This window comes from uncultured Allobosea sp. (genome assembly GCF_945957345.1).
In the GTDB taxonomy this organism is placed as follows: Bacteria; Pseudomonadota; Alphaproteobacteria; order Rhizobiales; family Beijerinckiaceae; genus Allobosea.
The window spans coordinates 18,539-30,169 of sequence record NZ_CAMFKW010000016.1 but is presented as its reverse complement, the minus strand read 5'-3'; the positions used below and the strand labels follow the sequence as shown (position 1 = coordinate 30,169).

At 65.5% G+C, this 11,631-nt stretch carries 11 protein-coding genes; 1 reads left to right on the top strand and 10 read right to left on the bottom strand.

What is annotated here, in order from left to right; all coding sequences use genetic code 11:
* Positions 1-12: 12 nt before the first annotated feature.
* Positions 13-849, bottom strand: a complete 837-nt coding sequence (locus Q0Q36_RS10245) for a MurR/RpiR family transcriptional regulator (protein WP_293797879.1) — start codon at positions 847-849, stop codon at positions 13-15.
* 122 nt (positions 850-971) lie between these two features.
* Here Q0Q36_RS10245 and Q0Q36_RS10240 point away from each other — a divergent pair, with 122 nt between their 5' ends.
* Positions 972-1,724 carry a glycerophosphodiester phosphodiesterase family protein gene (locus Q0Q36_RS10240; protein WP_293797878.1) on the top strand — a complete coding sequence of 251 codons (753 nt, stop codon included), beginning with the start codon at positions 972-974 and terminating at the stop codon, positions 1,722-1,724.
* A gap of 2 nt (positions 1,725-1,726) precedes the next feature.
* On the opposite strand, the gene Q0Q36_RS10235 is transcribed toward Q0Q36_RS10240, so the two are convergent.
* The 9 genes from Q0Q36_RS10235 to Q0Q36_RS10195 form a co-directional block, all read right to left on the bottom strand.
* Positions 1,727-2,125: a helix-turn-helix transcriptional regulator gene (locus Q0Q36_RS10235; RefSeq protein ID WP_293797877.1), complete on the bottom strand. Its 399-nt coding sequence runs from the start codon at positions 2,123-2,125 to the stop codon at positions 1,727-1,729.
* A 242-nt stretch (positions 2,126-2,367) separates the two neighbouring features.
* Positions 2,368-3,348, bottom strand: coding sequence for a peptide ABC transporter ATP-binding protein (locus Q0Q36_RS10230; RefSeq protein ID WP_293797875.1), 981 nt, complete (start codon positions 3,346-3,348; stop codon positions 2,368-2,370).
* The gene (locus Q0Q36_RS10225) at positions 3,345-4,367 is read right to left on the bottom strand and encodes an ABC transporter ATP-binding protein (RefSeq protein WP_293797873.1); all 1,023 of its coding nucleotides are present in this window, start codon (positions 4,365-4,367) and stop codon (positions 3,345-3,347) included. Before Q0Q36_RS10225 ends, Q0Q36_RS10230 begins: the two co-directional genes overlap by 4 nt.
* Positions 4,368-4,371: 4 nt before the next feature.
* Positions 4,372-5,280 carry an ABC transporter permease subunit gene (locus Q0Q36_RS10220; protein WP_293797870.1) on the bottom strand — a complete coding sequence of 303 codons (909 nt, stop codon included), beginning with the start codon at positions 5,278-5,280 and terminating at the stop codon, positions 4,372-4,374.
* Between the two features lie 40 nt (positions 5,281-5,320).
* On the bottom strand, positions 5,321-6,331 hold the full coding sequence (locus tag Q0Q36_RS10215) for an ABC transporter permease subunit (protein ID WP_293797869.1): 1,011 nt from the start codon (positions 6,329-6,331) through the stop codon (positions 5,321-5,323).
* A 63-nt stretch (positions 6,332-6,394) separates the two neighbouring features.
* Positions 6,395-7,219 (bottom strand): M55 family metallopeptidase, encoded by an 825-nt coding sequence (locus Q0Q36_RS10210; RefSeq protein WP_293797868.1) that lies wholly within the window; start codon positions 7,217-7,219, stop codon positions 6,395-6,397.
* A gap of 97 nt (positions 7,220-7,316) precedes the next feature.
* Positions 7,317-8,933: an ABC transporter substrate-binding protein gene (locus tag Q0Q36_RS10205; RefSeq protein ID WP_293797866.1), complete on the bottom strand. Its 1,617-nt coding sequence runs from the start codon at positions 8,931-8,933 to the stop codon at positions 7,317-7,319.
* Between the two features lie 152 nt (positions 8,934-9,085).
* Positions 9,086-10,678, bottom strand: coding sequence for an ABC transporter substrate-binding protein (locus Q0Q36_RS10200; RefSeq protein ID WP_293797865.1), 1,593 nt, complete (start codon positions 10,676-10,678; stop codon positions 9,086-9,088).
* A 285-nt stretch (positions 10,679-10,963) separates the two neighbouring features.
* Positions 10,964-11,629 (bottom strand): GntR family transcriptional regulator, encoded by a 666-nt coding sequence (locus Q0Q36_RS10195; RefSeq protein ID WP_293797863.1) that lies wholly within the window; start codon positions 11,627-11,629, stop codon positions 10,964-10,966.
* Positions 11,630-11,631 lie beyond the last annotated feature (2 nt).

The window sequence follows — 11,631 nt, the reverse complement described above, 5'->3', positions numbered from 1 at the left end:
CGCGGCCGCCTATCAGGGCTTGCCGCGGAAGATGCGCTGCAGGGTCTCGACCTTCGCCAGCGTTTCCAGCGAGCGGCCGTCATCGGTCCGCGACAGTTCGAGGATCAGCGTGTTGCAGATCGCCATCGGCACGGTCAGCGAGTGGAATTCGCCCTGCTCGCCGCGGGCGGCGACGAGCTGGAGGTCGCAGGTCGGGACGCCGGTGCGCCGATCGGTGATCAGGAGCGTCCGGGCGCCGATCTCCCGCGCACAGGCGATCAGGCGCGTCATCGCCGAGCTTTCATGGCGGAAGATCAGCGCGATCACGACATCGCCGGCTGCGAGCCCGAGCAACTGGTCGGCCGCCTGCCAGTCGGCATGGGCGATGGCCGTGGCACGATAACCGGACCGGACGAGGCGTCGCACGAACAATTCGGCGAGGCTGCTGGCATGGCCTTCGCCAGCGACGAGAATGCGCCCGGCCTGCCGCAGCATCTCGGCTGCAGCGATGATGTCGGCATCCGAGATCTGGCCGACCAGGGCGCCAAGCGCACGGATTTCGCCCTCGACGACCGAACCGAGCAGGGAATCGCCACGGACCCGGTCGAGCCGGCGCCGCACGCGGACCGACGCGTCGAGATCGGCCACGACGGTATCCTGCAAGGCGCCGCGCATCTCGCGATAGGAGGCGAAGCCGAGCTTGCGGGCGAGGCGCCCGGCGGTCGAGGCATGCACGCCCGCCTGCTCGGCGACCTTGTGCGACGGCAGGAAGCTGCCCGCAGTGCGGTTGGCCAGGAGAACCTCGACCAGCCGGCGATCCGACTCGGTCAGCTCGTCCCGGCGCGCCGCGATGATCTCCGTCAGGTTCATCGTTTCATCCATAGCCCGTCAGCGTAACGAAGCCTCGAGATGTTCTGCAAGTTAAATTGCAGATTGGCTTGTCGGCAATTTATGTTGCATGAACAGCCATCGCCCCACATGGTTACAGAGATATGACGGACATCGCCTCGCATCGCGGCGGCGCCAGGATCTGGCCCGAGAACAGCCGCCTCGCCTTCCGCAATTCGGCGGTCCTGCCGGTGGATTTCATCGAGTTCGACATCCACCGCAGCCGCGACGGCGTGCTGGTCGTCCATCACGATGCGCTGCTCGGCCGGACGGCGGCGGGAGAAGGCGCAGTGGCGGATCGCGATTGGGCTGAGTTGCAGGCGGTGGAGCTGATCGGCACGGATGGCGAGACCATCCCGAGCTTCGACGAGGTCCTGGACATCCTCGCGCCGAGCGGCATCAGGCTGCGCATCGAAGTGAAGACCCGCCAGAGTGGCGAGCGCTATCCGGGGATCGAGGCGCAGGTCGTTGCGCGCTTGCAGGAACGGCACCTGCTCGATCATACGACCTTCACCTCCTTCGACCTGCCGACGCTCGCGGAACTATTGCGTCTCGCGCCGAACGCCCCGACGATCTGGCTGATCGCCGACAAGCTGCTGGCGCCGCCCGCACGCGATCTGCAGACGCTATGCCGCAAGGCGAGCGCGGCCGGCGTGCAGGAGATTGCGATCCGCATCAGCCAGACGCAGGATGGCGACAGGGAAGCCTGCCGCTGCGAGGCCGTGACGTTCGGTTATTACGGCGCCCATGACGAGCCGGCGATCCGCAAGGCCTTCGCCGACGGTGTCAGCGCCTTCACGACCGACCGACCAGATATCGCCATCGCCATCCGGCGCGAACTCGGCATGACTCGCTGAATTCAGGCTGTTCCGTCATCGCGGCGCGCGATCGTCTCGACGATTGCCACGGCCAGGGCCCGGTCGCGCTGCGAGCGAATCCGCCCGAACGCCGCATCGAGCTTTTCGGACTGTGGAGTTCTTTCGAACTTCGTCTCGTATTCCGAGCCGTCTTCTGCCATTCCCATACCGGGCGAGTTCAGTCCCTCGAAAAAGGCTGCCGGGCTCGTTCCGAGAAAGCGCGCCAGCAGGAAGAGAGCGCCCGCGCTCAGGCGGTCCTTCCCCTTTTCGTAGTTTCCCATCTGCTGGAACGAGACATTGAGGATGGCCCCAAGGTCACCTTGGCTCAGGCCGCGCTTCTTGCGGAGAACACGCAGCCGATCTCCGATATGACGATTGATCGCTTCAGTTTCCGAGCGCATTCCGCCTCCCCCCAGGCGCTTTGGACCGGAAACGCAGTCTGACTCCGCGGCCGCGAACCCGTCCAGTTTGTCTCGAATATTATCCGAGAATTGGCCGGATTGCATTGCGATAAAACAAATGCCCCGCGGGAATCCGGCTGGCACGACGCCTGGGCGGGCGAACTCAAGGGCAGGGGGCGCTGGACAAGCCAAGTCGGACAGGCCGTCGCGTCGGCCTGCCGGTTGAGCGTCTTGCGCTGGGATCACGCGGCCTTGGCGAGAAAATCCTCGGCGTAGTGGCAGGCGACCTTGCGGCCGTCGATCTCGCGCTTGTCCGGGCGCTCGACGCGGCAGCGATCGGTCACGAAGGGGCAGCGTGTCGAGAACACGCAGCCCTTCGGCGGATTGAGCGGAGAGGGCAATTCGCCGCGTAGGATGATGCGCTCGCGCTTGCCGGCATCGACACGCGGCGTCGAGGCGAGCAGCGCCTGCGTGTAAGGGTGCAGCGGCCGCGCGTAGATGCGTTCCTTCGGCCCGTGCTCGATCGCATTGCCGAGATACATCACCATCACGTCATGGGCGATGTGACGGACGACGCTGAGATCATGCGAGATGAAGAGATAGGCAAGCTTCAGCTCGTCCTGCAGATCGGCCAGCAGGTTGAGCACTTGCGCCTGGATCGAGATGTCGAGCGCCGAGACCGGCTCGTCCGCCACCACGACCTTGGGCGAGAGGATCAGCGCGCGCGCGATCGCGATGCGCTGGCGCTGGCCGCCCGAGAACATGTGCGGATAGCGGGCATAGTGCTCGGGGCGCAGGCCGACCTTGGCCATCATCGCGCGCGCCTTCTCGGTGCGCTCGGCCGCGGAGAGGTCGGTGTTGATCTTGAGGGGTTCCTCCAGGATCGTCCCGATCTTCTTGCGCGGATTGAGCGAGCCATAGGGGTTCTGGAACACGAACTGCACGGTGCGCCGCAGGCGCCGGCGCTCGCCGGCCGGCGGATTGACGGCGTCGAGCCCGTCCAGCGTCAGCGCGCCAGCCGTCGGCGTCTCGATCAGCGTCGCCATGCGCGCCAGCGTCGACTTTCCGCAGCCGGACTCGCCGACGACGGCGAGCGTGCGCCCGGCCTCGACCGCGAAGGAGACCTTGTTCACCGCCTGCAGCTGCGCCGGCGGTTTGAAGAGCCCCTGCTTGACCGGGTAGATCTGCGTCAGCTCGCGCGCTTCGATTACGGGAGTGCTCATCGCGCGGCCTCCTTCGCCTGGCCGGCTTCGTCGCGAGCGCGCTCGGCATCGCGCTGGAGATCGCCGAGCGGGTAGTGGCAACGCACGCGTCCGTCCATCCAGTTCCGGAGCTCCGGCTGAACGTTGCGGGAGTGGTCGGTCGCATAGGCGCAGCGCGGCGAGAACAGACAGCCCTTCGGGCGGTCGTTCAGGCCCGGCACCATGCCGGGGATGGTGGCGAGGCGGGTCGCGTCCTCGCTGCGCTCCGGCAGGGCTGCGAGCAGGGCGGCGGAATAGGGGTGCTGCGGGTCCTTGAAGAGCGCGTCGACCTTGCGCTCCTCCATGATCTGCCCGGCATACATCACCATGATGCGCTGCGCGGTTTCGGCGACGACGCCCATGTTATGGGTGATCAGCACCAGCGCCATGTTGCGCTCGCGCTGCAGTGTCATCAGCAGTTCCAGAATCTGCGCCTGGATGGTGACGTCGAGTGCGGTCGTCGGCTCGTCGGCGATCAGCAGGCGCGGATTGCAGGCGATCGCCATCGCGATCATCACGCGCTGGTTCATGCCGCCGGACATCTGGTGCGGAAAGGCCTTGAGGCGGCTCTCCGGCGCGGGGATGCCGACCTGCTCGAGCAGTTCGATCGAGCGGCGTTTGGCCGCCTTGCCGTCCATGCCCTCGTGCTTCTTGAGCGTCTCCGCGAGCTGGAAACCGATGGTGAAGCACGGGTTCAGGCTCGTGCTCGGCTCCTGGAAGATCATCGCCACGTCCTTGCCGGTGAGCTGGCGGCGCTCGCGGGCGGACATGGTCAGGAGGTCACGGCCGTCGAAGCGCAGCTTGTCGGCGCGGACGCGGCCGGGATAGCCGACAAGGCCCATCAGCGCGAGCATGGTGACGGACTTGCCGGAGCCGGATTCGCCGACGACGCCGAGCACCTCGCCCTCGTCGAGGGTGAGGTCGATGCGGTCGACGGCGCGCAGTGTTCCCTGTGAGGTCGGGAATTCGACGCTGAGGTTTTCGATTTCGAGAAGGGGCATGGGATCAGCGCTTCAGCTTGGGGTCGAGCGCATCGCGCAGGCCGTCACCGAGAAGGTTGAAAGCCAGCACGGTGATGAGGATGGCGAGGCCCGGGAAGGTGACGACCCACCAGGCACGCAGCACGAACTCGCGCGCATCGGCGAGCATCGTGCCCCATTCCGGCGTCGGCGGCTGGGCGCCTAAGCCCAGGAAGCCGAGCGCGGCGGCATCGAGGATCGCGGTGGAGACGCCGAGCGTCGCCTGCACGATGAGGGGGGCCGCGCAGTTCGGCAGGATCTCGGAGAACATCAGCCGGACCGTCTGCGCGCCGCTGACCTTGGCCGCGACGACGTAGTCCTTGGAAGATTCGGCGATCACGGCGGCGCGGGTGATGCGCACGTAATGCGGCAGCACGACGATGGCGACGGCGAGCATCGCGTTCATCAGCCCGGGGCCGAGGATCGCGACGATGACGATCGCGAGCAACAGGCTCGGCATGGTCATCAGGATGTCCATCAGGCGCATGATCGCGATATCGGCGAGACCCTTGAAATAGCCGGCGATCAACCCGAGCACGATGCCGACGACGATGGCGAGCGCGACGACGGCGATGCCGATCACCAGCGAGAGCCGTGCGCCGAAGAGCAGGCGCGAGAGGATGTCGCGGCCGATCGCGTCGGTGCCGAGCGGATAGGAGAGCGAGCCGCCCTCCTGCCAGAATGGCGGCTTCAGGAAGACCGCGTTGTTGGTCAGGTTCGGATCATGCGGCGCGATCACCGGCGCGAGCAGCGCGCAGAGCAGCACGAGCACGATGACGACGAGGCCGGCGACGGCGCCGCGATTGGCGCTGAAATAGGTCCAGAACTCGCGGACGGGATGCGGCGGCGCAGCACTCGGCGCGGTGGCCGGGACTTTGAGGGTTTCTGTGCTCATGCGGTCAGGCTCCGATGGGAGCGAAAAAGAGGAGTGCGGTTCATCGGGCGTGCCTGATGCGCGGGTTGATCAAGCCGTAGAGCAGGTCGACGAAAAGGTTGACGCTCATCACGACGACGCCGAGCAGCAGCGTCCCGCCTTGGAGAACGGGATAGTCGCGCCGGCTGATCGCCTCGATCAGCCATTTGCCGACACCGGGCCAGGAGAAGATCGTCTCGGTCAGGATCGCGCCGGTGAAGAGCGCGCCGACCTGCAGGCCGATGACGGTGACGATCGGGATCAGGGCGTTGCGCAGCGCATGCAGCGCGACGACGCGGATCGGGGCCATGCCCTTGGCGCGGGCCGTGCGGATATAATCCTCGCCCAGCACTTCGAGCATTGCCGAGCGGGTCATACGGGCGATGACAGCGAGCGGCACGGTGCCGAGCACGATCGCCGGCAGGATGAGATGCGACAGCGCCGACCAGAAGGCGTCGATATCGCCGGCGAGCAGGCTGTCGACGGTGAGGAAGCCCGTCACCGGCTCGATGAAATACTGCACCGCGATGCGGCCCGAGACCGGCGTGATGCCGAGCTGGACCGAGAACAGCAGGATCAGCAGCAGGCCCCACCAGAAGATCGGCATCGAATAGCCGGTGAGCGAGATGCCCATCACGCCATGGTCGAAGATCGAGTTTCGTTTCACCGCGGCGATGATGCCGGCCGGCAATCCGACGATCAGCGCGATCAGGATGGCGCAGATCGCGAGCTCGATCGTGGCCGGAAAGAGCTGGCCGAACTCGGTCAGCACGTTCTCGCGGGTGACGATCGACTTGCCGAGGTCGCCCTGGACGACGCGCTCGATATACTTGCCGTACTGGACGAGCAGCGGTCGGTCGAGGCCGTACTCGGTCAGGAGCTGGGCATGGCGGGCGGCGTCGATGCCGCGTTCGCCGGCCATGGTCTCGATCGGGTCGCCGGGGACGAGGCGGACGAGGAAGAAGGCCAGCAGCGTGATGCCGATGAAGGTCGGGATGACCAGGCTCAGCCGTGTGAAGATGAAGCGCAGCATGGTTCTGCCGATGTTTTTGGCCAGCGTGAGGGGGATCGTCTCACGCCAGCGGGTCGTTTGGATTTATTGCAATGTCGAGCTGTAGCCCAGCGCAAACACCAAAAAGCGCTGGAGATCAAGGATGTCGTCCGCGATATAGCGGATTGTAAACGCATCAATCCGTTCCACGGCCTTCAGCATGGCGAGATATTCGACCGGCTGGCGGAACAGGAAATCGACCTCGAGCGTGATCGGCCCGGCGATCCGATAGGGCTTGATCGAGGCCCGCCGCGCGATGGCACGCTTCACGCCCTCCGCGATCAGTTCATAGGAGGCTTCCGGCATCAGCGTGCGTGCGGACTGGCGGCTATGCGCCCATTTCACCGTCACGCCCTCGATATCGGGCAGGAACGCCTTGGTCTCGGCGATGGTGGCGTCGTCGCCGCTGACGAGCAGGACCGGCACGTCGAAATGCCCGGCGATGGCAGCATTGATGCCGGCTTCCGGCACGGCGATGCCGTTGACCCGGACTTCCCGCAGCGAGGCGCCGCGGAAGGTATGGGCCAGCACGCCCTCGGGATTGGTCGATCCCGTGTGGTAACCGATGAAGAGTGCGCCGTCATAGGCGCCGTGCTCGACGCCCTGCATCATCGAGAGCGGCCGCGGATGGGCCCGCACGAGCCGGACGTCGCGCGGCAGCCGCTCCAGCAGCAGGTTCTGCGCCCGGCCATGACTGTCGGCGATGACGACCTCGCTGGCGCCGCTGTCATAGGCGGCGCGCGCCGCGGCGGTGACGCTGTCGGTCATCCAGACGCGGGCGGCCTGGTATTCGAATCCCTCCACCAGGGTCTGGTCGCGCGTGACCACGCCGGCGATGCCTTCGATATCGGCGGAGATGTAGATGCGCATGGTGAGGGAGCTCCGGGAACGCGCCGCGCGGCCCAGGCGGCCGCGCGAGAAGGAAGCCGCGGCAGTGGTGGCTGCCGCGGCTCGGTCGTTCTGACAATTACTTGGCGATCGAGACGCCGAAGAAGGGCTGCCCGCCGAAGAAGTGGATCTTGTAGTCCTTCACTTCCTTGCGCACCGGCGTGAACGCCTGCGCATTGGCGAAGAGCAGGCCTGCGACATCCTCGTGGAACAGCTCCTGGAAGCGCCTGTAGAGCTTGGTGCGCTCGCCCTGGTCGGTGATGGTGCTGGCCTTGGCCAGCGCGTCCGAGGCTTCCTGGTTGCACCAGCGGGCGCGGTTGGCGCCGCTCTTCACGCCCTCGCAGGTCCAGCCCGAAAGCAGGATCTGGCTCGGATCGGGATAGTCCCAGGTGTAGCCGAACATGCCGACCTCATGCTCGCCGGCCCGGCCGCGCTTGAGATACTCGCCCCATTCGAAGGTCTGAATCGTCGCCTTGACGCCGATCTTGGCCCAGTCGGCCTGGATCAGTTCGGCTGCGCGGCGTCCGTTCGGCATATAGGCGCGCACCACGGGGATGGCCCAGAGCGTCGTCTCGAAGCCGTTCGGCAGCCCGGCTTCCTTGAGGAGGGCCTTAGCCTTCTCGGGGTCGTAGGGACGCGGCTTCAGGTCGGCGTCATGCGACCAGAGCGAGGGCGGCACCGCCGCTGCCGCGATCTTGCCGGTGCCCTGGTAGACCGCGTCGATGATCGCCGGGATATTGGTCGCATAGGCCAGGGCCTCGCGCACCCGCTTGTCGCCGAAAGGCTTCTTCTGCTGGTTGAAGGCGAGGAAACTCTGGTCGGCGATGCTGCCCTGCAGGAGGTTGATCGTCGGTTCCGTCCTCATCGCCGGCAGGTCGCCGGGGTTGGGATAGCGCGCGATCTGGCACTCGCCGGAGCGCACCTTGGCGAAGCGCACGGCGGCATCCGGCGTGATCACGAAGATCAGGTCGTTGACCAGCGCCATGCGGTCGCGATTGCCGACGGCCTTGGTCCAATGGTCGGGCACCGCCTTGAAGCGGATCACCGCATCCTTCTGATAGGAGACGAGCGAGAACGGTCCGGTGCCGATCGGCGCGAAATCGATCTGCTCGGGCGTGCCGGCCTTCAGCATCGCGGCGGCATATTCGGCCGAGAGGATCGACATCGGCTCGACCGAAAGAGCCGAGAGCAGCGGCGAGTTCGGCTTGCTCAGGGTCAGCTTGACCGTGTAGTCGTCGACCTTCTCGATCGACTTGAAGCTCGGCTGCACGATCTCGGCGAAGAAGCCGAAATTGCCGCTGCCGACCTTATTGAACGGATTGCTCTGGTCGAACATGCGCCCGAACGAGAAGACCACGTCGTCGGCGTTGAAGTCCCGCGTCGGGGTGAAGCTCTTGTTGGCGTGCCATTTCACGCCCTTGCGCAGCTTGAAAGTGTAGGTCAGCGCGTCGTCGGAGATCGTCCAGGACTCGGCGAGGCTGGGGATGACCTGCGAGCCGCCGCGTTCCGTCGCCGTCAGCCGCTCGTAGATCTGCGCTGCGACGTCATAAGCGGTGTTCTGGCCGCTGAATTGCGGATTCAGGTAGTCGGGACTGGCTTCAGAACAGACCACGAGCGCCTGGGCGCTGGCGATGGCGGGCAGCATGAGGGCACTGAGCCCCAGCGTCAGGGCAAGGGAGCGGGCGCGAACGGACATGGGGCGGTTCTCTCGGGACAGGCAGGGGAGACGGATCGGGCGCGGGGCGTCGTGCCCCATCGTCTCCGCCTCCCGAAACGCGGCCCCGGCGGGGCCGCGTCGTTTGGCATGCATCAGCCGCGCCAGGGCATGGCGCGGCCGGGTAACACGGCTCACTTGCCGATATCGACGCCGTAGAAGGTGTGGCGGCCGAACGGCGAGAGCTTGAAGTCCTTCACTTCCTTGCGGACGGGCTTCAGCTGCACCGCATGCGCGATGGTGAACCAGGGCGACTGCTCCTTGAAGATCACCTGCGCCTGCCGATAGAGCTTCTCGCGCTCGGCCTGGTTGGTGACGGCCTTCGCCTTCAGCACTAGGTCCTCGAACGGCTGGTAGCAGAACTTGGCGACGTTCGAGCCGTTGGTCTTGGCCGATTCACAGCCCAGCAGCGTGTGCAGGAAGTTGTCCGGATCGCCGTTGTCGCCGGTCCAGCCGAGCATGCCCGTCTGGTGCTCGCCCGCCTGCATGCGCTTGCGGTACTCGCCCCACTCGAAGCTCTTGATCTCCGCCTTGACGCCGACCTTGGCGAGGTCCGCCTGCATCAGCTCGGCGATGCGCTTGGCGTTCGGGTTGTAGGGGCGCTGCACCGGCATGGCCCAGAGGTCGATCTCGAGGCCATTCGGATAGCCGGCCGCAGCCAGCTCCTTCTTGGCCGCCTCCGGGTCATAGGGGTCGTCCTTGATGGTCTCGTTATAGGACCACATCGACGGCGGGATCGGATTGATCGCCGCGACGCCGCTGGAGAGATAGACCGCGTCGATGATCGCCTTCTTGTTGATCGCCTTGTTGACGGCGTGGCGGACCTTGACGTCGTCGAAGGGCTTCTTGGTGGTGTTGTAGGCGAGATAGCCGATGTTCAGGCCCGGCTGCTCCAGGATCTGGACATTGGCGTCCTTCTTGATCGCATCGAGATCGGCCGGGTTCGGATAGGGCATGACATGGCATTCGCCCTTCTGGAGCTTGGCCCAGCGCACCGAGGCGTCCGGCGTGATCGCGAAGATCAGGTCGTCGATCTTGGCCTTGCCGGCCCAGTAGTCGGGATTGGCCTTGTAGCGGATGATCGCGTCCTTCTGGTACTGCACCAGATAGAACGGACCGGTGCCGATCGGGTCCTGGTCGAGCTTCTCGGGCGTGCCCGCCTTCAGCATCGCATCGGCATATTCCTTCGACTGCACGCTGGCATATTGCATGGCGAGGTCGGCGAGGAACGGCGCTTCCGGCTGGTTCAGCGTGAACTTGACGGTGTAGTCATTGACCTTCTCGACCGATTTCAGCAGCTTGGGCATGCCCATGTCGTTGAAATACGAGTGGTTCGAGCTGGTGACCTTGTAGAACGCGTTGTCTTCCTTCCACTGCCGCTCGATCATGAAGATGATGTCGTCGGCGTTGAAGTTGCGCGTCGGCTTGAAGTTCTTGTTGGACTGCCACTTGACGTTCTTGCGCAGGTGGAAGGTGTAGGTCAGGCCATCCGCCGAGATGTCCCACTTTTCAGCAAGCGCCGGCTCGACCTTGGTCCCGCCGCGCTCGAACTGCACGATGGTGTCGTAGATCTGGGTGTTCGCATCGAAGGACGTGCCGGTGGTGTTGACGCTTGGCGCGAAATTCTCGGGGCTGCCCTCCGAGCAATAGACCAGCGTCTTCGCCATCAACGGCTGCGCCGCCATCAGCGCGGAGGCCGACAGCGTCGCCAACAGAATTTTCTTCATGGATGTCTCCTTGAACGCCTCATCCGCCTTCGTGAGGGCGATGAACGGCCCCGTTGTATCGGAAGCTTCGTGGGCGGAAGTCCCCGAGCTGCCTTGTCTACAGCTTATTGAAAGAAGACCGGCGCGGATAGTCGTCTCGGGGGGCTTCGCAGCCTGCTCCAAGGGAAGGGTAAACGACTGTGCGGGAACGGATTTCGGCTGAGGCGAAAAGGTGTTTGCCGGCGGCCTGGGGCTTAGCCGAAAGTCTATGATTCCCGGCGCGAAGCCGGTGTTCCGAACAGGCCTTCAGAGGACGTCGCGCACCCGGACCAGCGTCGTGTCCATATGGCGGCCGATCGCCTCGGACAGGGCCTCCGCGTCACGTTTGAGCAGGGCCGCGATCATGTCCTCGTGCTCGGCGACCGCGCCGGCCCATTTTTCCGGGCCTTCATTGCCGACGAAGCGCAGGCGCTTGATCCGCGCCTGCAGGGTTGTGTGCATCTCGGCGAGGACCGCATTGCCGGAAGCGGCGACGATGGCGCTGTGGATCGCCTGGTTCAGCTTGAAATAGTCGAGCCGGTCTTGCCTCGCGTAGAGCGCGAGCATGTCCTTGTGCAGCTTGTGGATCGCCGCGATGGTTGCGTCGCTGGCCTGCGCGCAGGCGATCTGGCCGCCGAGCTGCTCCAGGCTCTTGATGACTTCGAGGATGTCGGCGAGGTCGCGCGCCGAGAACTTGCGGACGATCGCGCCCTTGGCCGGCAGGATCTCGACCAGGCCTTCGCTGGCGAGCGTCTTGATCGCCTCGCGCAGGGGGGTCCGCGAGACGCCGAGCTGGGCGCCGACCTGGCCCTCGTTGATGCGTTGGCCGGGAGCGAGCCGCCCCTCGATGATCATGTCGCGCAGGCGCTCCAGCACCTCGTCATGGAGGGTCCGCCGCATGATCGGGGTATAGTCGGCCGCCGTCTCGCTCATCG

Excerpts from the sequence above, each read along its gene's own strand:
- Q0Q36_RS10215 (WP_293797869.1), bottom strand. The coding sequence starts at position 6,331 with ATGCTGCGCTTCATCTTCACACGGCTGAGCCTGGTCATCCCGACCTTC.
- Q0Q36_RS10240 (WP_293797878.1), top strand. The coding sequence starts at position 972 with ATGACGGACATCGCCTCGCATCGCGGCGGCGCCAGGATCTGGCCCGAG.
- Q0Q36_RS10200 (WP_293797865.1), bottom strand. The coding sequence starts at position 10,678 with ATGAAGAAAATTCTGTTGGCGACGCTGTCGGCCTCCGCGCTGATGGCG.
- Q0Q36_RS10245 (WP_293797879.1), bottom strand. The coding sequence starts at position 849 with ATGAACCTGACGGAGATCATCGCGGCGCGCCGGGACGAGCTGACCGAG.
- Q0Q36_RS10210 (WP_293797868.1), bottom strand. The coding sequence starts at position 7,219 with ATGCGCATCTACATCTCCGCCGATATCGAAGGCATCGCCGGCGTGGTC.
- Q0Q36_RS10230 (WP_293797875.1), bottom strand. The coding sequence starts at position 3,348 with ATGAGCACTCCCGTAATCGAAGCGCGCGAGCTGACGCAGATCTACCCG.
- Q0Q36_RS10225 (WP_293797873.1), bottom strand. The coding sequence starts at position 4,367 with ATGCCCCTTCTCGAAATCGAAAACCTCAGCGTCGAATTCCCGACCTCA.
- Q0Q36_RS10235 (WP_293797877.1), bottom strand. The coding sequence starts at position 2,125 with ATGCGCTCGGAAACTGAAGCGATCAATCGTCATATCGGAGATCGGCTG.
- Q0Q36_RS10220 (WP_293797870.1), bottom strand. The coding sequence starts at position 5,280 with ATGAGCACAGAAACCCTCAAAGTCCCGGCCACCGCGCCGAGTGCTGCG.
- Q0Q36_RS10205 (WP_293797866.1), bottom strand. The coding sequence starts at position 8,933 with ATGTCCGTTCGCGCCCGCTCCCTTGCCCTGACGCTGGGGCTCAGTGCC.
- Q0Q36_RS10195 (WP_293797863.1), bottom strand. The coding sequence starts at position 11,629 with ATGAGCGAGACGGCGGCCGACTATACCCCGATCATGCGGCGGACCCTC.